Consider the following 19,207-nt stretch of genomic DNA (forward strand, 5'->3'; position numbering starts at 1 on the left):
GGTCGGCGGCAGTGGCGAGTCAAGCCACTCACCTCGTATGCTCGGCCCATGAGCAGAGTCGTGACGACGTATCACCAGCGCGTCGCCCAGGAGAAGCGCGCGCTGATCGTGACGGCCGCGACCGCACTGTTTCTCGAGTTGGGCTACGACCGGACGTCGCTGGCGCGGATCGCAGAGTGCTCGGGCGTTTCGCGGGCCACCTTGTTCAAGCAGTTTCCGAGCAAAGCTGCCCTGTTCGACGCCATCGTGACCGAGTCCTGGTCGACCGCTGACGAGGAGGATCCTCCGCCGGCAGGCAACGTCGTTGACGGGCTCAGCGTCATCGGTCGCCGTTACGCCGCGCTGCTGGGCCGTGCCCAGATGACCGACCTGTTCAGGATCGTCATCGCCGAGCTGCCGCGGTTCCCTGAGCTGGCCCATGCGCAGTTCTCGCACGGGAAGATGCCCTACTTCGAGTCCGTACGCAGCTACCTCCTGGCTGAGCACGAGGCGGGAACGGTGCGGGTCGAGGACGTGGACCTCGCAGCCACCCAGTTCCTGGGCATGATCTCCAACTACGTCTTCTGGCCGACACTCCTAGTGCCGGGCTGGGAGGTGAGCGCCGAACGCGTCGCTCAGGTAGTCGACGAGGCCGTCCGCACCATCGCCGCCCGGTACGCCGCGACTGGACCAGGGGCGTCCACCAACGACTGAGTCCCGCCGACCTCGACAGAGTCCCGCCGCGACCAAAGGAGCTGATGCCTACGCAATCGAGGCCGTCGGCACCAAGGGCGTTCGCGGGGCATCCCGGGGCATCCCGGGGCGGACACCGAAGGAGGGAGTCTCGATGTGTTGACCCACCTCGATCAGCCTGGCATCAGCACGGCCCGACAAGAGGTCTCAGCAGCGGGCCCAAACGTGCAAGGCTGCGCTCTCGGGGTGGAAACTCCCAACGACAGCAAGAGGGGTGGCCCAAGACCCGCAAGCCAGGCCCGCAGCTACACCCTCATCTGTGAAGAGCCATCAATCCCTTAGCGCCAACGGCTGTTCCATTGTTCCCCGGGGCCGGACTGGGCGGCTTCGGCCGACGGTGCGTTCCCATCGTGAGGTGTCTCCTCTGCGCGTCTGTGTACCGAGGGACGGGATGCGGCCGTCGGGGCGGTGCCGCAGCGTGGCGGCAAGCGCGTTAGAACTTAGTAGCTTAGTAGTTTGAGTCACAACCGGGTGCGGAGTGACAGCGGCCTCACCCGCTGTCGGTCAACCGAGTGGACAGGCGACCAGCAGCGGCAGCAGAGGGACCGCTACGGTCGCCGCGGCCACGCACCCCCAGAGGGCGGGGTGAGTGGCCTGGCGCGGGCCGAGGATCCGCTTCATGCGGATCAGGACGGTGTGCCCACCCGCCGCGAAGGCACCCGCTGGCGTGCGGGCGACGGCCATCTCGTACATCGCCGTGGCCAGCGCCTCGCTGGAGTGACGGCGCAGCGCACGGTCGTCGGCGACCATCTCCAGCAGAAGCGCCGTCTGTTCCCGGGCATGGCGGGCAAGGGGCAGCCGGCGGAACACCGAGTGGAATGCCTCCGCGGCGGCCAGGGCCAGGTGGTGGCGCCCTGCAATGTGGCCCTGCTCGTGCTCCAGTACGGCGCCGATCTGCTCTGGCGTGAGTTCCCGTACGGCCGCGTCGCTGATCACGATGCGGGCGTGGCGGCCGGGCAGGCAGTAGGCGGCGGGGATGCCGTACGGCAGGACGGTGGCGGACAGGCCGGCGGAGTGGCGGCCCACCAGGTCCACGGCTTCCCGGTGCCGTGTCCGCGCCCTGCGGGCTCGTACGACGTGGAGGGCGAAGCTCGAGACCAGGGCGATGCCGATGGCGGCGGGCAGGGCGACGGCGAGCGGATGTGCTGTGCCGAGGTCGGGCTCGCCCGCGCTGACGTGCATTCCGCAGGTGTGCAGCAGGCCCGTGAGTCCCGCGTGCAGGTGCTCGGTGGGCATGGCCAGGTTGTACGCGGCGAGCGCGGCACCGATCGCGAACGAGGCCATCAGGGTGTGCCACACGGCCGCCGCGAGCGCGGGGGCCCGATACGGCCAGCTTGCGCGAAGGAGCAGGCGCGGCGCGACGAAGCCCACGATCGTCGTGTAGCCGAGCAGCACGGGGGCCGCGTTCACGGCTTCGCCTGTCGTCCCACGGTTCGCAGGGCCTTGCGCAGGGCGGCCACCTCTTCCTCGGACATTCTCTCGACGAAGTGCACCAGCGCGGCGGGGCGGTCCTTGCTCTCCCCCAGGCCGTCCTCCATCAGTGCGGCCGCGTATGCCTCGCGGCTGCGGACCGGGGAGTACAGCCAGGCGCGGCCGTGCTTGCCTCGCAGCAGCCAGCCCTTGTTGTAGAGGATGTTGGTCACGGTCATCACCGTGGTGTAGGCGATGGGACGGGTCTTGTTGATGTCGTCGACGACCTCGCGCACCGTCGCCGGACGGTTCCACGTCCAGAAGCGGTCCATGATCTCCGCCTCGAGGTCCCCCAGCCGCCGCATGGCCCCGACTTCCTTTCGCCACCGAATGCGCAAGCGAGTACGCAGGGCCATAGTAGACGGCTGATCTGCGAGGCTTCGGGGGCGTAAGGGCGGGGTCACAGCCGCCCGGTGAGTTCGTAACCCGCTTCGTCGATCGCCTCGCGCACCTGGGTGTCGTCGAGTGGGGTGGCGGATGTCACGGTGAGGCGGCCGGTTGGGATGTCGACCTGCACGTCGACGACGGATTCGAGTGCGGAGACCTCCTGCTTCACGGCGTTTTCGCAGTGACTGCACGTCATGCCGGACACGCTGTATTCGGTCGTCAGTACGCCGGACACGGTTCCTCCCATCCGAGCCTGCTATACCCTGGGTGGGTATCACCATCCGTGTCTACTCCGGTGACGTCCGGGATGCAAGGGGCAGATGATCCGTGCCTACGATGGGGCCGTGACAGGCCCCGGACAGCTCGCCCGACCGCAGTTGGCGCTGCGGTCCTGCGTGCTGCTCGTGTGCGCTCTTCTGCTGGGCCTGCTCGGCATGCACGGCCTCGGGCCGGTCCCCGGTGGCGCGGCCGACTCCGGGCACCACCGGATGGCAGCGGCTGCGCACACGGATGTCAGGGCCTCGTTGCCGGGCGAATGCGATCACGATGACGGCGGCTGCAGCGGCCACGTCGACCATGCGGACGCGACCTGCGCCTCCGCGTCCGTCGCCGGGACTCCCTTGGTGGTCCCGGTGCTGCTGCCCGACGTGGCGTCGTGCGCCGAGCAGCCGTCTGCGGGCGCCTCTCCTTTCGGCAGCGGCCCTGACGGCGGTCGCGCCCCGCCCTCACTCTCAAAACTCCAACTCCTGCGGATCTAGAACGGCCCGCACACCGCCGCACGCCCTTGCGGACGCGGCGCCGTGCACCGGCATGCCCTTCACCAGATCCGAACGCAGGAGCTCAACCATGACTGCACACCGCAGCCTTGTCCGTCGTACCGCCCTCACTGTCACCGCCGGTGTGGCCGCCCTCGTGCTCGCCGCCTGCGGCAGCGACAACGACAGCGGCGGTCACGACATGGGGTCGATGAACTCCGACTCCAGCCCGTCCGCGACCGCCTCGGCCAAGGCCGGCGCCCACAACGCCGCGGACGTCTCCTTCGCCAAGGAGATGATCCAGCACCACCGTCAGGCCATCGCCATGGCCGATCTGGCCGCCGACCGAGCCTCCTCGCAGGAGGTCAAGGACCTCGCCACGAAGATCAAGGGAGCGCAGGACCCGGAGATCAAGACGATGTCCGGCTGGCTCACTTCGTGGGGCGAGGAAGTCCCCGAGGACATGTCGTCCTCCATGCCCGGGATGGACCACGACACGTCGTCCTCCATGCCCGGCATGATGAGCAGCGACGACATGGACAAGCTGGACAAGGCCTCCGGCACGGAGTTCGACAAGATGTTCCTCGAGATGATGGTCAAGCACCACGAGGGCGCCGTCACGATGGCCAAGACCGAGAAGTCCGACGGCAAGTACGGTCCCGCCACCAAGCTCGCGGACGACGTGATCACGGCCCAGACCGCTGAGATCAAGCAGATGAACAAGATGCTCGGCAAGAGCTGACCCATCGCCAAAGGAGGTGTGGCCGTCCGCGTACGGCGTCGGCCACACCTCCATCCTGCGGCGTCAGACGGGAACGAGCCGCTCTTCCTCTCGCGCTGCCAGCCGTCCGCTGCGTGCGAGCTCAGCGACGGAGGCCGCGCAGGCGAACCCTGTGGCGGCCAGGGCCCACCAGCTCAGCCAGAGGGCGTCGTGTCGTTCGGCGAAGTCCCACAGGGCGCCGATGGCGAGATTGCCGAAGGTGATGCCGAGGCCGGAGACGGTGTTGTAAAGGCCGTAATGGGTGGCGACGAGGCGGTTGCCGGAGAGCGTGACGACCGTGTCCATCTCGAAGGGATAGACGATCGCGCTGCCGGCCGCGAGCAGGGTCACTGCCACGACCAGGGCGGTGACTACGGCGACGGGGATGTCCGGCGGGGTGAGAGCAAGGGGCAGGAAGGCCAGGCCCATCGCGGCCAGTCCGCGCACCAGGGCCTGGGCCGGGCTCCAGCGTTGCCTCGCCCAGCCGGTGAGCCGGAGTTGTCCGACGACGGCAACCGCGGCCGAGACGACGAAGAGTCCGCTCGTCGCCCAAGTCCCCTTCGAACCCAGGGCCTTGGTGGCAGCCAGTGGCAGGGCCAGGTAGACCTGGAAGGTGAGGACGTACGAGCCGATCATCGCGGTGGCGAAGAGCAGGAAGGGCCGGTTTGCCGCGACCGTGCGCCACTGGGCCAGCACTTTGTCGGACGCGGAGTCGCTCGTCTCACCCCGCCGGGCGGGCAGCACGCGCCCTTGCAGCACGGTCAGAATCGCGAAGATGGCGGCGGCGACGGTGCACACGAGGCGGAAGTCGGCGGCCAGCAGGGCGAGTCCGACGAGCGGGCCAAGCAGCATGCCGGCCTGGTAGTAGACGTTGAAGGTGGCGAAAGCGTCCACGCGTCGCTCTCCCGCTTCAGCGGCGAGGTAGGCGCGCACGGCCGGGTTGAACAGGGCGCCCGCGAATCCGGTGGCCGCCGAGGCAACGATCAGGGCGGGCAGGTTGTCGACCCAGCCCAGCAGGCCGAAGCCGACGGTGCGCAGCAGGCAGCCGGCCATGATCGGGGCCTTGTAGCCGAAGCGGTCGGCGACGGTGCCGCCGATGAGGAACATGCCCTGCTGGGAGAAGTTGCGTACGCCCAGGACGAGTCCGACCGCCCAGGCCGCAAGACCGAGCCCTCCGGCCAGGTGGGCGGCGAGGTAGGGCATGAGCATGTAGAAGGCGAGGTTGATGGCGAACTGGTTGGCCATCAACAGCCGTGCGGCGGGCGGGAAGGAGCGGGTCTGCCGCCACAGGGTCTTCATCGGGCGGTTCCTGCAAGGACGTGTGTATCGGTGTCGGGTCGGCAAGCCGTGGCGAGGGGATCGCTGATGTGGGTGCTCCGCGTCCAGCAGGTCACGACCCGGTCGCCGGGGTGGGCGATCTCGTCCGGGTCGTCGGCGGGCTGGTGGCCCAGGAGGTCGTGTTCGCGGCAGTAGGTGTCGTCGAAGACGGTGCCGACGTAACGCTGTGGGCCGTCGGGGAAGATGGTGACGATCCGGCTCTCCGCGGGCAGGGTGCGAGCGAGCCAGCGGGCGACGAGCGCGACGGCGCCGACGCTCCAGCCGCCGGTGGCGTAGTGGTCACGGGCCAGGCGGCGGGCGGCCCAGACCGCTTCGGGGGCGGCGACCCAGTGGACCTCGTCGAACAGGTCGTAGGCGACATTGCGGGGGTAGATGCTGCTGCCCAGTCCGCGCATCAGACGTGCGGTGGCGGGCTGGCCGAAGATGGTCGATCCGGTGGTGTCCACACCGACCAGGCGCAGGTGGGGGAAGTAGCCGCGCAGGACGGAGCCGATGCCGGCGGAGTGGCCGCCGGTGCCGACCGAGACGACCAGGGTGTCGATGCGGCCGAGCTGGGCGATGAGTTCGTGGGCGAGCGGGGCGTAGGCGGCCACGTTGTCGGGGTTCTTGTACTGATCCGGGCACCAGGTGTCGGGGCGGACTGCGAGGAGTTCCTCGACCCGGTGGCTGCGGGCCTCCTGCCAGCCCCCGGTGGGATGCGGAGCGTCGACTACGTCGACCTCGGCGCCGTACGCGGTGAGCAGACCGGTCATCAGGGGTTCCATGCCGGGGTCGGAGACGACAGTGACCGGGTGGCCGTACGCGGCCCCGGCGAGGGCCAGGCCGAGGCCAAGAGTGCCGGAGGTGGACTCGACAATGCGGGCGCCGGGCAGAAGCTGCCCGCGCTCACGGGCGGCGCGCACCATGTGCAGGGCGGCGCGATCCTTGATGCCGCCGGGGTTGAGGCCTTCGAGCTTGGCCCAGAAGCCGCACCCCGCAGGGGTGAAGGGGGCGCCGATCCACAGGACGGGGGTGTCGCCGACGAGACCGGCCGGGGTGTGCGTCGGGCGTTTGGCGTCGGTGAGGAGCTGAGCCGGGGACGTGGGCATGCTGGGGTGGTTCATGGCGTGCTTCTCCTGCGGCCGGTGCCGTGAACAGCGACCGGCCTTGCGTAGGGGGAAGATGCGGAGGTGATCGGCTGCCGCGCCGTGGCCATGGGCGTGAGCGCAGCATGGGGCCGATCAGGTCCGCCACACGCCGAGACGGGCACGCACGTGCCCGGCAGAGGCCGAGTCGGGTCCATGGGGCGATGTCTGAAGTGGCGACAGGGCGGTCCCCGACTCGGTGCCGAGGTGTTCGGCGGTCAGGGCGTCGTGGACTGCGGGCACAGCCAGAACCGCGTCACGCGGGCGCTGAACCGTCGGCTCGTCCCTGCCACAGCAGTGCACTTCGTCGTCTTCTGCCGCCCCGCTCTGCTCCAAGGACGGCTCGCGGTCGATGGGTCCGGAGGCCTGCCCGGTGGCCGCGGGGACGATACGGATGGCGTCCGGGTGGCCCATTCCCGTCGTGGCCGGCCCGTGGGCGCATGCCAGCAGGTGCATCAGCGCGGCGAGCAGCACCATGAGCGCCGCCCCGGTCGGTGACACGGAGCGGCTGCTGCCGGGAACCACCGACCGAGCCGCCATAAGCGCACAATGTAATCAGTCATGAGCAAAACGCCCGGCAAGGGACTGCCGCTCGGCCCGCTCGTCGAACGTCTCCTTGCAAACCTGGAGGGCTGGGAAGCCGCAGCCTGCAGAGGTTCCGGACCAGACCGCAGGCGCCGGACACCTCGATTCGAGCGATCACCGGGTCGGGTGAATCCCGCGCCCAAATGCCGCTTCGCGGTGCCGCACGGTGGTGCCATCCTGTTGGCGGCGGATGCGTTGGGACATGAGCAGGTTTCTTGCCCCATGACGAGCGGGTCACAGGGGATTCGGCGCGTGTGTCCTGTGTACGCCACCGCGGCTGGGTGCCGCGTGTGGTGCCGGTGACGACTGTCCCGGCCGGGCTGTTCTCCGTGCTGGGTAGGCGGTGGCCGTCACCGTCCACCACCTGGCGTTCGACTCCGGCCCCTCATGGGGCGTGCGCGCGCTCGCGGCATGCCTCCTCTTCGGTGTCGCGTTGCCGGACGCGGGCCATGACAAGCCGCTGTTGCGGCAGTTGATGCTCGCGGCCGGGACTCAAGCAGTCGTGGGCTACTGGTTCGTAAGGGCCGATGACACGGTCACTGTTCCGGCGCACGCCGTGTGGCCGACCGCCGTCCATGCCGGCTGGCCCGTGGTGGTCGCCCATGTCGCGCTGACCGCACTGTGCGCGGTGCTGCTGCACGGCGTCGACACCTGCCGACGGCGTGTGCTGCACGCGGCTGGGCGCGAGTGGGAGAACCTGCGCGAGTTGATGCGAAAGCTGTTCGCGCCGGTCACCGCTCCCCTCGGCCTCAGCGGAGCCGGTACCGGGCAGCGCCCATGGCCCAGGACGGCTCCCGACTGTCCGATTCAGGTACTCTCGCGGACGCCGTGGTCCGGCGCGGTCCGCCCTGCCCCTCCCTGCTGCTCTCAGTCTGATCGACGGTACGGCGCACGGCGCTGCGTCACGTCCGGGACTCGCGGCGGCATTTCGGCGTGCATTGAAGATCGGACCTGCCATACCGGAGCGCGGCTGCTCAAGGGCACCGCGCCAGGGGGAATTCCATTCATGTCCAGGACCATGTCCAAGACTGTGGTTGTCATTGGGGCGGGCCCGTACGGCCTGTCCACCGCCGCGCATCTGAAGGCGCGCGGCCTGAGCGTCAGGGTGTTCGGCTCGCCGATGGCGAGCTGGGCCGAGAACATGCCGGCCGGCATGCTGTTGAAGTCGCCGCCGAGCGCATCCGTGCTGTCCGCTCCGGGGCCGGGGTTCACACTGGACGACTATGCCCGGCAGACAGGGGAAGCCCGGCTGACGGGCCATGCTGCGGGAGCTATTCCGGTCTGCGTGATCAACGAATCCGCAGTTCCGGCACGCGAACCAGGCCTGCGAGACCCGGTTCGCTCTGTCCATGTGCCCGCACTCGGTGCAGGTGCGGGAGGTGTAGGCCGGATGGGAGCAGGCCTTCGCCCTACTCCACCACTTCAAGCGCCTCGCCGTGCGCTGGGAACGGCGCCTTGAACTCCACGGCGTCTTCCACTCGTTGGCTTGCAGCCTCATCTGCTGAAGTCGCCTCAAGAAGGCCGGATCGTGGTCGTGTCACGAGTTCTACAGAGCCCCGTGCGACGAACTCTTGGTGGAACTGGCGTGATCAGGCTTGGCGCCAGCTGCTTTGGCAGCTCGCTCAATCTTCGCTCGGTGGGCATCCCAGAAGGCCGCGTCGTGCTGCTGAGTCGCGTATTCGGCTGTTGTCCCTGTCGAGTTGTCGAGCTGTTCGCGCAGGATGTCGGCGTGCCCGGCGTGCCGGCTGGTCTCGGTAAGCATGTGGACCAGGATGTTGAACAGCTTCACGTTGGGTCGTGGCCACCAGGGCACGTAGCCGAGGGAGTCGATGGCGAGGGCGGTGATCGTCGCGTCTGAGTGCTCCCACACCCGACGGTAGCGGTCGATGATCTCATTCCTCGTCTCCTGTTCGGTCGCCCACATGTCGGCGCCACGTTCCCCGGTGTTGTCCCACCGGGGCAGAGGCTCGGGGAACGGTCGGTCGAAAACCTCGCCGAAGTACCTGGACTCCCAGATCGACAAGTGCTTGACCAGGCCGAGAAGGTTGGTTCCAGTCGCGGTCAGGGGGCGTCGGATGTCGTACTCAACGAGCCCATCGAGCTTCCAGAGGACCGCCTCGCGCATCTCTCGCAGATCGCTGTGCAGGTACTCTTTCGCGAAATTATCGATCATGCGAGACGACTCTGCCATGACGGGCAAGGGACCGGTGCCGGAACCCCTCACACGCCCAACCAGGCCATCCCTCCAAGATCTTGTGACGACCTCTGTCGCTGCGGTCTGTCGGGCCGTCAGGCAGCGGAAGCGGTCCGCTGCCGCATCGATTTCAAGTACGCCCTGACCCTGGACCTGGACGATCCCGGCTTCCATCACAGCGTGCCGGCCGACTTCCGCGAGCGCCTCGCCCAAGACGACCGCGCGGACGTCTTCTCGATCTGGCGCGCGCGCCTGAAGGCGGCCGAACCCGTGCGCGAGCGCACCACGCAGCGCACCGACTCCACCCACGTCCCGGCCGCAGTCCGCGACCTGACATGGCTGGAACTGGTCAAATCTCGTCACCGGCCCGGCGAAGGCCGTCAGGCTTGGTGCGGGAGCTTCTCGATCGTCGCGCTCCTCCAGGAGCTGCAACGGTTTGAAGCTCTTCTGCTCGAAGTCATCGGCCCTGCCGCGTTCCTGGGTGAGTGCGCCTTCCAGGCCGAGGACTTGTGCCGGTTGGCCTTTCACCAGGTGGGCGGTCTGCGACGATGGCTTCATGGACGAGGAAGTCATTCCCATTCTCCGCGTCGAGGACGCTGCGGCGGCGGTCGCCTGATACGAGCGACTTGGTTCGCCAAGCAGTGGGAACACTGCTTCGAATCGGGACTTCCCGCGTTCGTCGAGGTCGCCCGCGGCGGGATGCGGTTGTTCTTGTCGGAGCACAGGGGCGACGCCCGCCCCGACGCGTTGGTCTACCTCCGCATTCGTGATGTCGAGGCCATTGCCTCCGAGTTCGGTGTGCAGGCGAAGGACGCTCCGTGGGCGCGTGAGATCGAGCTGCGCGACCCTGATGGCAACCGGCTGCGGATCGGCACGCCGACGGAATGAACACGTGCCGGCAGCGCGCGGCAGGGAAGCTGTGCGGTGGCTGAGCGAGTACGCGTCCGCGAGATCGATGACGACGAGGGCCGGCGTTTGCTGCGGATCATCCCTACAGGCACGGGTTCGGTGGTGACGTGGCGGCGGGCCCAGATGGTGCTGCTGTCGGCGTGCAGGGCATGGCCGTGGCGAAGATTGCCGAGGTGACGTTCACCAGCGCGGACCGGGTCCGGGACGTGATCCACAACTTCAACGCCGACGGCTTTGAGGCGCTCTACCCGAAGTACAAAGGCGGCCGGCCGAGAACGTGCACCCCTGCCCGAGCGGTGGGTGGAACGTCGCGTAATTTCCCAGCCGGAACTTCACTGAATGGGCCAGGGACATCGCGGCACCAAGGCCTTCGTCCCCATGCGGACGCCGGAGTCGGTCCTTGTTCCCCAGTTCCCCACGCTCGCCAGGGTTTCCGGGCAGCCTGATAGCCGCCGGCTTGTGGCCCTTCCACGCCCCGAACCAAGAAGCGGACGCTCCCGGCGCCCCGGTGGCAGCTCCAACGTCATGAAGTGGTGGCGGCGCAAGCCCGCACGGCCCGTGGGCACCGACCCCGTCCTCGCTCACATTCGGCAAGAGCTGAGCGTCACGCCGGCGGCCGGGTGAGTTTGGCGGCCACGGCGTCGAGGACCCAGTCCAGGCCGGTTGCGAAGGATGCCTCGGCGTCCACGTCCGTGCCGTCGTACACGGCCTTGGCCAGCGCCGGGAAGCGGCCCGTGGCCAACATTTTCGTCACATGCGGGCCGGAGGCGCGCTGCCAGTCGCGCTTGGACAGGCCCGTGGTGCGCTCGGCCCGCAGGTTCGCGATCTCGCGCCTGATCGCGCCGGTGAAGTAGGCGCTGACAGTCTCCACGGCGCGCATGACGGTGTCGATGTCGGCGAGGCCGTCGAGGGCGGCCAGCGTGGCCTCGGTCACGGCGAGGCCGTTCGGGCCCAGGGTCGGGCGGCCGCCGAGCAGGTCGGCCAGCCATTCGTGACGGAGAGCTGCCTGCCTGGTGCGGTGGGCGAGGATGCGCAGCGCCTCCCGCCAGTCACCGGGCTGCTCCTCGGGGAGAATCTCGGCCTGGACCTCGTCCATCATGAGGTCGAACAGCTCCTGCTTGGTGGAGATGTATCCGTACAGCCGCATCGGGCCGGCGTTCAGCCGGGCGGCGACCTTGCGCAACGACACCGCCTCCAGCCCGCCCTCGTCGGCCAGCGCGATGGCGGCGGCGACGATCCGCTCCCGGTCGAGGGGCACGGGTTGAGTCGGCGGCTCCGGCCGGTCCCACACAGTCATGGCCCCATCGTACTGTTGCGATGCATCGTATTGAGGAAATACAGTGTATCGACATGAGACACCGCATCGCTGTGGTCGGGAGCGGTCCTGCCGGCCTTACCTTCGCCCGCGTCCTGCACCGCCATGGCTACCCCGTCGCCGTCCTCGAACGCGATCCCGCCCCCGACGCCCGCCCCCCGGGCGGCACGCTGGACCTGCACGAAGGGCTGGGCCAGCTCGCGCTGGACAAGGCGGGGCTGCTGGCGGAGTTCCAGGCGCTGTCTCGTCCCGAGGGGCAGGCCATGCGCATCCTGGACGCGGACGGGACCGTCTTGCGCGACTGGCGACCGGGTCCAGATGACCGAGCCAATCCCGAAATCGACCGCGGGCAACTGCGTGACCTGCTGCTCGGCCCTCTCGACGTCCAGTGGGGCCGGGGCGTGACGCAGGTGGTGCCGGGGACCCGGGATGGCGTACTGGTCCATTTCGCGGACGGGCGACAGGAGACGTTCGACCTCGTGGTCGGCGCGGACGGCGCCTGGTCCCGGGTCCGCCCGGCAGTCTCGTCGGTGACGCCGCACTACACCGGCGTCACCTCGATCGAGACCTCCCTCGACGACGTCGACACCCGCCACCCTGACCTCGCCCGGCTGATCGGCGACGGTTCCGTGGCTGTGTATGGCGTGAACCGAAGCCTCGTCGCCCAGCGCAACAGCGGCGGCCACGTGAAGGTGTACACCAAATTCCGCGCGCCGCTGGACTGGCACACGAACCTGGACCTGGCCGACGTCGAGGCCTTGCGATCGAGCCTGCTGGCTCTGTTCGACGGCTGGGCCGCTCCCGTCCTCGACCTCCTCCGCCACGGCACCGCTTTCGTCCACCGCCCCTTCTACGTCCTGCCCGTGTCCCACACCTGGACCCACGTCGCCGGGGTGACGCTACTGGGCGACGCCGCCCATCTGATGCCCCCATTGGGGGTGGGCGCGAACCTCGCAATGCTGGAAGGCGCCGAACTCGCCCAGTCCATCGCCACCGGCGCTGGAGATCTGGACGAGGCCGTCCGCGCCTTCGAGGAACAGATGTGGGCACGGGCCGGCAGGTGGGCGAAGATCACGACGGCTGGTCTGGAACGCCTCGTGAGCCCGGACCCCGCCGAAGCCCTCGCCCTCTTCGACCAAGTCCAGCCATCCTGACTGCCGAGCGCGAGACCTCCAGCACCAACAGCTCACCACGGCTTCACGGGACAGTACGGCACCGCCGCAGTCCCTTCCGGCGAAGCAACCGTTAGACGAACACACGGACGCCTGCCTGGCGGACGGCCAGATCTCGTTGCCAGGCATGGACGGCGTCGGATGCCACGGAACCTGGGCGACCTTGGCATCGGTGAGGGACCGTGCGAACCGGTAGCCCTTCGAGCCCAGGCTCTGCGGTCCGTACTCGCTCCACGCCTTCCGCCAACGCTGCGTCGCGCGGACGGTGAGGCGTAGGTCGCGGGTGACAACAGCCGCGTCATCATCTGGCGATCGGCGCTACCCCAGAACGAGGTCCTGCCCGAAGTGACGACCAGAGCGGCGATGTTGGGGGTGCCCGGCTGGTATGTGACGACGGACTGCCCGTTCCAGGCGGTAGGGAAGGCGGCCCTCGGCAGGTCCACGAACAGCGGCGTCAAGGAGGACTACAGACAGGGGCGGAGGCCCTCCGACATGGATGGCCTCCGACCCCGTGCTGTCGTCAGTTCTGGTGGCAGGCCGCGCTCGGCAGGGGCAAGTTTTCACCGAGGTGTCGGAGCGATCCCGCCCAGGCGGTCGGTGAGGGTTTGGGCTGTCTCGATGACTTGCCTTCCGAACTCTGCGAGGCGGTCGTGTGTCACGCGGGAGGCCGGGCCGGAGATGCTGACCGCGGTGACGACGGTCCCGCTGTGGTTGAAGGCCGGTGCGGCCACGCAGCGGATGTCGAGTTCGTTCTCCACGTCGTCGACGGCGTAGCCGCACTCGCGGATGCGGGCGAGTTCGGCGTGCAGTTGCTCGGGCGAGGTGATGGTGGCCGGTGTGCGGGCGGGCATGCCGGCCGCTATCACCTTGGCGAGGACGTCGTCCGTGGCGTGCGCGAGGAAGGCTTTGCCGGTGGCCGTGCAGTAGGCGGGCTGGCGCCCGCCTACTCGGGAGTGCATGCGTACGGCCTGGGGGCTCTCGACCTTGTCGATGTAGACGATCTCGGGGGGATCGAAGCTGACCAGGTGCACCGCTTCGCGCGCGTCCTGGGCGAGTTGGTGCAGCAGCGGCGACGCCGTGCGCCGGATGTCGAGGCGTTCCAGGTAGAGCTGCCCGAGCAGGGCGTTCTGTGGCCCGAGCCGGTAGTGGCCGCTTTCCGGATCCTGGTCCACCAGCCGGGTCTCCCGGAGCGGGCCGACGAGCCGCAGCACGGTGGATTTGCTCATCTGGAGCCCGGTGGCGAGGTCGGTGAGCGAGGTCCCCTGCGGATGGCCGTCATCTTCGGCCAGGTACATCAGGATGCTCAGCGCACGTCGCAGGGACGACGAGGCATTACGACGGGCCCCGGGCACGTCAGGGGCCTGATTCGCACTGTCGAGCGAAGCCACGCCGGTTCCTCCTGCGGGATGCGAGGCGAGGGTGTTCAGCCCCTGCCGGTCCCGTGTGGGGACCCAACGGCACCCTATCGAACTGCATAGCAAAACGGAATGTCACATATTGAAATCGGCCGTTGACGACCACGGGGCGCCGGGCTAACTTCTCCCCAACGTTCTGCGAAATGCAATTTTGCATCGCAAAACACAGCTGGCGATCGATGGCGATCACCCCTTCTCCGGCCGCTCAGGCTCACCCTCAAAACCTCCCGGAAGGGAATACATGTGATGAGATTTCGTCACGGTACCCGCAGTCTGATGACGATTTGTATCGGTGTGACGGCTGTCGCATCGCTCGCCGCCTGCAGCTCCACCAGCGGCACCTCGGCTGCGAACCAGCAGGCCTCGACGCTCCAGGACGTCATCAAGCGCGGCACCCTCAACGTCGCCAGCTGTCTGACGTTCCCGCCGTTCGGCTCGATGGACAAGAACAACAAGCCGCAGGGCTTCGACGTCGACGTCGCCACCGCCATGGCCACCGCCCTCGGCGTCAAGGTGAAGATCGTCGACACGACGTCCGCCAACCGCATCCCCAACCTGCAGACCAAGAAGGTCGACGCGGTGGTCTGCAACTTCACCACCACCGCCGAGCGGGCGAAGCAGGTCGCCTTCAGCGACCCTTACATCGTCGCGGGCGAGGTGATGCTGGTGAAGAAGTCCAGCGGCATCTCCACGCTGAAGGACCTCTCGGGCAAGACGGTCGCCGTGACCAAGGGATCCACCAACGGCGACGCGGTCAAGGCCGGCAACCCCAAGGCGAAGATCCAGGAGTACGACACCTCCTCCGCCGCCGTGCTCGCCGTCAAGCAGGGCCAGGCCGACGCCATGGTCGAGGACTCCAACTTCCTCAACTTCCAGGCCAAGCAGGACCCTTCGCTCAAGGTCACCAAAGACTCCGTCGTGCCACTGGAGTACAACGGCATCGGCGTTCCGCTGGGCGACGCCACCTGGCTGCAGTGGGTCAACACGTGGCTGCGGGAGTTCAACACCTCCGGACAGGCCAACGCCCTCTACAAGAAGTGGTTCGGCGTCGACCGAGTCTTCCCGCTCAACCCGTCCTACTGAGTCCCGGTTGGGCGGCGGCCCCCTGCCGCCGCCCCGTGGAGGAGTCCCATGTTCGTTGACTGGACCTACGCCCTCCGGGACTGGGCCACTTATCTGGACGCGGCCTGGCTGTCCCTGAAACTCTCGCTCGAGGCCTTCGCGCTCGCCTTCGTCCTCGGCCTGCTCGGCGCGTTGGCCCGCAGATCCCGCTACAGGGTGCTGCGCGCGCCCGCCGCCGTCTACGTCGAGGTCATCCGCAACACGCCCGTGCTGCTGCAGATGTTCGTCGCCTACTTCGCGCTTCCGTCGGCCGGTCTGCGGCTGAGCCCGGTGCAGGCGGGCGTGCTCGCGCTCGGCGTGAACGTCGGCGCGTACCTCACCGAGATCTTCCGCGCCGGCATCCAGGCCGTCCCGCGCGGCCAGAGCGAAGCCGCCCGGGTGCTGGCCCTGAGCCCGCTGCGCACCTTCGCGCACGTGGTGCTGCCGCAGGCCCTGCGCAACGTCTACCCCGCAGTGGTGAACCAGCTCGTGCAGATCATCCTGGGCTCGTCACTGCTGTCCGCCATCTCCGTCCCCGAGCTGACGGGCACGGCGATGGTCATCAACTCCCGCACGCTGCTGACCGTGCAGGTCTTCGGTATCGCCGCGGTGCTCTACCTCGTCCTCACCAACGCGGTCGTCCTCGTGGCGGGACTCATCGGGCGGGTCGCGTTCAAGCCTCCCCTGCGTCCCTCCGAGCGACCCCGCCCCCTCAGTGCTGTACGCCGTCTGCTGCCGGCGCGTTCCGCGCGTCCCGTCCAGAAGGAGGCCTGATGGACTGGTCGGTCATCTGGTCGAACCGCGAACTGTACGTCTCCGGCCTGCGGGCCACCGTACTTCTGTCGCTCGCGGCGATCGCCACCGGAACCCTGCTCGGACTGGTCGTCGCGGCCGTGCGCACGAGCCGCATCCCGGTCCTGGCCCAGCTTGCCCGGGGCTATCTGGAGGTCTTCCGCGGCACACCGCTGCTGATCCAGATGCTCTTCCTCTACTTCGGCGCGTCCTACCTGGGCCTCGTGGGCATCACCGTCTTCGGTGCAGCCCTGATCGCCCTGACCCTCTATCAGGGCGCCTACATCGCGGAGATCTTCCGGGCCGGCATCGAGGCGGTGCCCCGCGGCCAGTGGGAGGCGGCGCGTGTGCTGGGCCTGCCGCGCATCCAGACGTTCCTGAGCGTCATCCTTCCCCAGACCCGGGCGATCGTCCTTCCCCCGCTGGTCGGCCAGTACCTCTCCCTGATCAAGGACACCTCGATCGCCGTGGTGATCGGCTATGTCGAACTGGTCCGCCAGGGCCAGGCCGTCATCGACCGCGTGGGCGACCCTACGACTTCCTACGTTGCTGTCGCCGTCCTGTACTTCGTCATCTGCTATCCGCTGTCGCTGCTCGTGCGGCGCATGGAGCGAAAGGCTGTCACCGCATGATGATCACCGACCCCGCCGCCCAGCAGAAGGCGGTGACCACCTCGCGGATCTCGCTGTCCGGTGTACACAAGCGCTTCGGTGAACTGGAGGTCCTCAAGGGCGTCGACATCGACGTGGAGCCGGGCGAGGTCGTCGTCCTGATCGGCGCCAGCGGCTCCGGCAAGAGCACCCTGCTGCGCATCATGTGCGACCTGGAGCGCGCGGACAGCGGCGAGGTGTGGGTGGGCGGTGTCCCACTGCACGACCGCAAGCGCGCGCCTGAGATCTTCGGGCACGTCGGGATGGTCTTCCAGCAGTTCAACCTCTTCCCGCACAAGAGCGCGCTGGGCAACGTCACGCTCGCCCTGCTGAAGGTCCGCAAGCTCTCCCGCGTGGAGGCCGAAGAGCGCGGCCGCGCCGCTTTGAAGCGGGTCGGGCTCGCCGACAAGGCCGACTCCTACCCCGCACAGCTCTCCGGTGGTCAGCAGCAGCGCGTCGCCATCGCCCGGGCGCTCGCCATGGACCCCGCGATCATGTTCTTCGACGAACCGACCTCCGCTCTCGACCCCGAACTCGTCGGCGAGGTCACCGGCGTCATGCGTTCCCTCGCCGAAGACGGCATGACCATGGTCGTCGTCACCCACGAGATGCGCTTCGCCAAGGACACCGCCGACCGCGTCGTCTTCATGGACGGCGGCGTCGTCCTCGAACAGGGCCCGCCCGAGCAGGTCTTCGGCAACCCGGCCGAACAGCGCACCCAGCAGTTCCTGCACCGTGTCCTGGACACATGAGGGCACTCCTTCCGTCCTGACACCACTGCCTGAAAACCCGCAGAAGGAACCCCGTGCTCATCCCGCCCCCTTCTCCCCGCGCGCCCTCCGGCTCGCAGACCCATGCCGAGGTGGTGTGCATCGGAGAAACCATGGCCGTACTCAGCCCCTGGGACACCCGGCCTCTCGCGCACCAGAGAGCACTGGCGCTCGCCGTGGGTGGAGCGGAGTCCAACGTGGCCTGTGCCCTGGTCGCCCTGGGGCACAGCGCCGCCTGGCTGGGCCGGGTGGGCGACGATCCGTTCGGACGGCGCGTCCTGGACGATCTCACCGCCCGCGGCGTCGACGTCTCCGCCGTAGAAACGGACCCGGGACGGCCGACCGGCGTCTATTTCAAGGACCCCGGCCCCGACGGCACGGGCACGTACTACTACCGCCGGGACTCCGCGGCCGCCGCCATGGATCCCAGCCTGGCCAACCTTGCGCTGCTCCACCGGGCCCGCGTGCTGCACCTCTCCGGCATCACCGCAGCACTCTCGGACAGCTGCGCCGAACTGGTCACCCACCTCGTCGCCCGCCGTGCAGTCCCCGGGCCGGTCATCTCCTTCGACGTCAACTACCGCCCGGCTCTGTGGCGGCACCGCCCGGCCGACGCTGCCCCCGTGCTGCTGGAGCTGGCCCGCGGCGCCGACCTCGTGTTCGTCGGACGCGACGAAGCCGAGAGACTGTGGGGCACCCACACGGCACAAGACGTCCGCGACCTGCTCGGCCCCCGCCCGGTACTGGTCGTCAAGGACGCCGGGCACGGAGCAACGGCGTATGGCGCCGACGGCGAGGAAACCTTCGTCGCCACCCCTGCCGCCCGGGTCGTCGAACCCGTCGGAGCCGGTGACGCCTTCGCCGCCGGCTACCTCGCGGCGCTCCTGGAAGGCCGCACCCCCGCAAACGGGCTGCGCCTGGGCCACCTCGTGGCCGCCGCGACGCTCAGTACCCGGGAGGACGTCCCCACTGACCTGACCCGCGAGACCCTCGACCGCCACCTCGCGCTCGACAACACAGCCTGGTCCGCCCTGCGCCTGACCTGACACCCGCTCCCCCACAAGGAGCACCACGATGAGTCAGACGGCGATACCGACGACCGAGATCCGCACCGGCCTGGGCCTTCTCCCAGGGCGTGCGGAAGGGACCGATTCTGCAGGTCGCCGGTCAGGGGCCACAGGACCCGGCGACCGGCGTCTACCTCCGCGAAGGCGACGTCAGAGCCCTCGCCCGCCCCCGGAGAACGTCCGCGCCATTACGGATCACTGCCTGGCCGGCGAGGTCCTGAACTGGCGGTTCAAGGCCGTACCCTCCCTCCCGCCGCAACGCAGCCAACTGCGCTCGTCGGCGTTCCCGACTGGGGCCCAACTCAACCCGCTTCGGTGGGTACCGCCTTGCTCATCCGCTGGAGCCGACGGGGCCAAGGCCTGCACCGCCGTGCCCGAGGGCGCCGTTCCGGCTGGTGCAGGTGCGGCTTCCTTGCTGACATGGCCAGTGTGTAGCTCTTGGGTGCCGGCGCCGCTCTCCAGCGCCGGTGCAGGGTGGGAGCGGAAGGCCGAGCGGCTGCCGCACCCGTCGCAGCGCCCTCTCCATTTCAACTAAATCGAGTTCGAATCGTAGGCCAAATCGTGGCCTGTCAGCCGCCTTCCCACTACATGATCATGGCCTTGTACTGCGCGTTTTCGAAATGCTGTACGCGAGGCTAGCTGTATTGAGTTCAGTTCTGTAGCCTCCGAGG

The 19,207-nt window shown here is 68.5% G+C and carries 18 protein-coding genes and 5 pseudogenes; 13 read left to right on the forward strand and 10 right to left on the reverse strand.

The annotated features are described in order from the left end of the window. Positions 1–48: 48 nt before the first annotated feature. Entirely contained in the window at positions 49–693 is a 645-nt protein-coding gene (locus OG303_RS03280; RefSeq protein WP_405864516.1) for a TetR/AcrR family transcriptional regulator, read from the forward strand. 543 nt (positions 694–1,236) lie between these two features. On the opposite strand, the gene OG303_RS03285 is transcribed toward OG303_RS03280, so the two are convergent. The 3 genes from OG303_RS03285 to OG303_RS03295 form a co-directional block, all read right to left on the reverse strand. Beyond that, positions 1,237–2,142 (reverse strand): M56 family metallopeptidase, encoded by a 906-nt coding sequence (locus OG303_RS03285; protein ID WP_405864518.1) that lies wholly within the window; start codon positions 2,140–2,142, stop codon positions 1,237–1,239. Then, positions 2,139–2,507: a BlaI/MecI/CopY family transcriptional regulator gene (locus tag OG303_RS03290; protein WP_405864520.1), complete on the reverse strand. Its 369-nt coding sequence runs from the start codon at positions 2,505–2,507 to the stop codon at positions 2,139–2,141. Before OG303_RS03290 ends, OG303_RS03285 begins: the two co-directional genes overlap by 4 nt. A gap of 95 nt (positions 2,508–2,602) precedes the next feature. Then, positions 2,603–2,824 carry a heavy-metal-associated domain-containing protein gene (locus OG303_RS03295; protein ID WP_405864522.1) on the reverse strand — a complete coding sequence of 74 codons (222 nt, stop codon included), beginning with the start codon at positions 2,822–2,824 and terminating at the stop codon, positions 2,603–2,605. A gap of 109 nt (positions 2,825–2,933) precedes the next feature. Here OG303_RS03295 and OG303_RS03300 point away from each other — a divergent pair, with 109 nt between their 5' ends. Together OG303_RS03300 and OG303_RS03305 are read left to right on the forward strand one after the other, a co-directional pair. Further along, complete coding sequence (locus OG303_RS03300) at positions 2,934–3,347, forward strand: DUF6153 family protein (protein ID WP_405864524.1); 414 nt, start codon at positions 2,934–2,936, stop codon at positions 3,345–3,347. Between the two features lie 88 nt (positions 3,348–3,435). Further along, positions 3,436–4,086 carry a DUF305 domain-containing protein gene (locus OG303_RS03305; protein WP_405864526.1) on the forward strand — a complete coding sequence of 217 codons (651 nt, stop codon included), beginning with the start codon at positions 3,436–3,438 and terminating at the stop codon, positions 4,084–4,086. 63 nt (positions 4,087–4,149) lie between these two features. Here OG303_RS03305 and OG303_RS03310 read toward each other — a convergent pair whose 3' ends face one another. The 3 genes from OG303_RS03310 to OG303_RS03320 form a co-directional block, all read right to left on the reverse strand. Then, positions 4,150–5,403 carry an MFS transporter gene (locus OG303_RS03310; RefSeq protein ID WP_405864528.1) on the reverse strand — a complete coding sequence of 418 codons (1,254 nt, stop codon included), beginning with the start codon at positions 5,401–5,403 and terminating at the stop codon, positions 4,150–4,152. Then, positions 5,400–6,545 carry a PLP-dependent cysteine synthase family protein gene (locus tag OG303_RS03315; protein ID WP_405864530.1) on the reverse strand — a complete coding sequence of 382 codons (1,146 nt, stop codon included), beginning with the start codon at positions 6,543–6,545 and terminating at the stop codon, positions 5,400–5,402. Before OG303_RS03315 ends, OG303_RS03310 begins: the two co-directional genes overlap by 4 nt. Before the next feature lie 117 nt (positions 6,546–6,662). Continuing rightward, on the reverse strand, positions 6,663–7,106 hold the full coding sequence (locus OG303_RS03320; protein WP_405864532.1) for a hypothetical protein: 444 nt from the start codon (positions 7,104–7,106) through the stop codon (positions 6,663–6,665). A gap of 1,063 nt (positions 7,107–8,169) precedes the next feature. Between OG303_RS03320 and OG303_RS03325 the strand changes: the two are divergent. Beyond that, a pseudogene (locus tag OG303_RS03325) lies at positions 8,170–8,400 on the forward strand (NAD(P)-binding protein); the annotation flags it as partial. Between the two features lie 9 nt (positions 8,401–8,409). Here OG303_RS03325 and OG303_RS03330 read toward each other — a convergent pair. Further along, positions 8,410–8,541, reverse strand: a pseudogene (locus OG303_RS03330) (zinc ribbon domain-containing protein); the annotation flags it as partial. Positions 8,542–8,697: 156 nt separating this feature from the next. After that, positions 8,698–9,324 carry a DinB family protein gene (locus OG303_RS03335; RefSeq protein WP_405877058.1) on the reverse strand — a complete coding sequence of 209 codons (627 nt, stop codon included), beginning with the start codon at positions 9,322–9,324 and terminating at the stop codon, positions 8,698–8,700. Between the two features lie 102 nt (positions 9,325–9,426). Here OG303_RS03335 and OG303_RS03340 point away from each other — a divergent pair. The 3 pseudogenes from OG303_RS03340 to OG303_RS03350 form a co-directional block, all read left to right on the forward strand. After that, positions 9,427–9,553, forward strand: a pseudogene (locus tag OG303_RS03340) (transposase); the annotation flags it as partial. 348 nt (positions 9,554–9,901) lie between these two features. Then, a pseudogene (locus OG303_RS03345) lies at positions 9,902–10,233 on the forward strand (glyoxalase superfamily protein). A gap of 36 nt (positions 10,234–10,269) precedes the next feature. Continuing rightward, positions 10,270–10,538: pseudogene (locus OG303_RS03350) on the forward strand (transposase); the annotation flags it as partial. A gap of 320 nt (positions 10,539–10,858) precedes the next feature. Here the strand turns inward: OG303_RS03350 and OG303_RS03355 are convergent. Continuing rightward, positions 10,859–11,551: a TetR/AcrR family transcriptional regulator gene (locus OG303_RS03355; RefSeq protein ID WP_405864534.1), complete on the reverse strand. Its 693-nt coding sequence runs from the start codon at positions 11,549–11,551 to the stop codon at positions 10,859–10,861. A gap of 53 nt (positions 11,552–11,604) precedes the next feature. Here OG303_RS03355 and OG303_RS03360 point away from each other — a divergent pair, with 53 nt between their 5' ends. Further along, the gene (locus OG303_RS03360) at positions 11,605–12,723 is read left to right on the forward strand and encodes an FAD-dependent oxidoreductase (protein ID WP_405864536.1); all 1,119 of its coding nucleotides are present in this window, start codon (positions 11,605–11,607) and stop codon (positions 12,721–12,723) included. A gap of 578 nt (positions 12,724–13,301) precedes the next feature. Here OG303_RS03360 and OG303_RS03365 read toward each other — a convergent pair. Continuing rightward, positions 13,302–14,129 (reverse strand): IclR family transcriptional regulator, encoded by an 828-nt coding sequence (locus OG303_RS03365; protein ID WP_405864538.1) that lies wholly within the window; start codon positions 14,127–14,129, stop codon positions 13,302–13,304. Positions 14,130–14,450: 321 nt separating this feature from the next. On the opposite strand from OG303_RS03365, the gene OG303_RS03370 reads away from it, so the two are divergent. Genes OG303_RS03370 through OG303_RS03390 form a run of 5 tightly spaced genes read left to right on the forward strand, consistent with a single transcriptional unit; the run spans position 14,451 to position 18,515 of the window. Continuing rightward, positions 14,451–15,239 (forward strand): transporter substrate-binding domain-containing protein, encoded by a 789-nt coding sequence (locus tag OG303_RS03370; RefSeq protein ID WP_405864540.1) that lies wholly within the window; start codon positions 14,451–14,453, stop codon positions 15,237–15,239. A gap of 48 nt (positions 15,240–15,287) precedes the next feature. Beyond that, the gene (locus tag OG303_RS03375) at positions 15,288–16,031 is read left to right on the forward strand and encodes an amino acid ABC transporter permease (protein WP_405864542.1); all 744 of its coding nucleotides are present in this window, start codon (positions 15,288–15,290) and stop codon (positions 16,029–16,031) included. Continuing rightward, positions 16,031–16,681, forward strand: a complete 651-nt coding sequence (locus OG303_RS03380; RefSeq protein WP_405864544.1) for an amino acid ABC transporter permease — start codon at positions 16,031–16,033, stop codon at positions 16,679–16,681. Before OG303_RS03375 ends, OG303_RS03380 begins: the two co-directional genes overlap by 1 nt. After that, the gene (locus OG303_RS03385) at positions 16,681–17,451 is read left to right on the forward strand and encodes an amino acid ABC transporter ATP-binding protein (protein ID WP_405877060.1); all 771 of its coding nucleotides are present in this window, start codon (positions 16,681–16,683) and stop codon (positions 17,449–17,451) included. Before OG303_RS03380 ends, OG303_RS03385 begins: the two co-directional genes overlap by 1 nt. 53 nt (positions 17,452–17,504) lie before the next feature. Next, entirely contained in the window at positions 17,505–18,515 is a 1,011-nt protein-coding gene (locus tag OG303_RS03390) for a sugar kinase (protein ID WP_405864546.1), read from the forward strand. Positions 18,516–19,207 lie beyond the last annotated feature (692 nt).

This window comes from Streptomyces sp. NBC_00005 (assembly GCF_045160215.1).
Classification (GTDB): domain Bacteria; phylum Actinomycetota; class Actinomycetes; order Streptomycetales; family Streptomycetaceae; genus Streptomyces.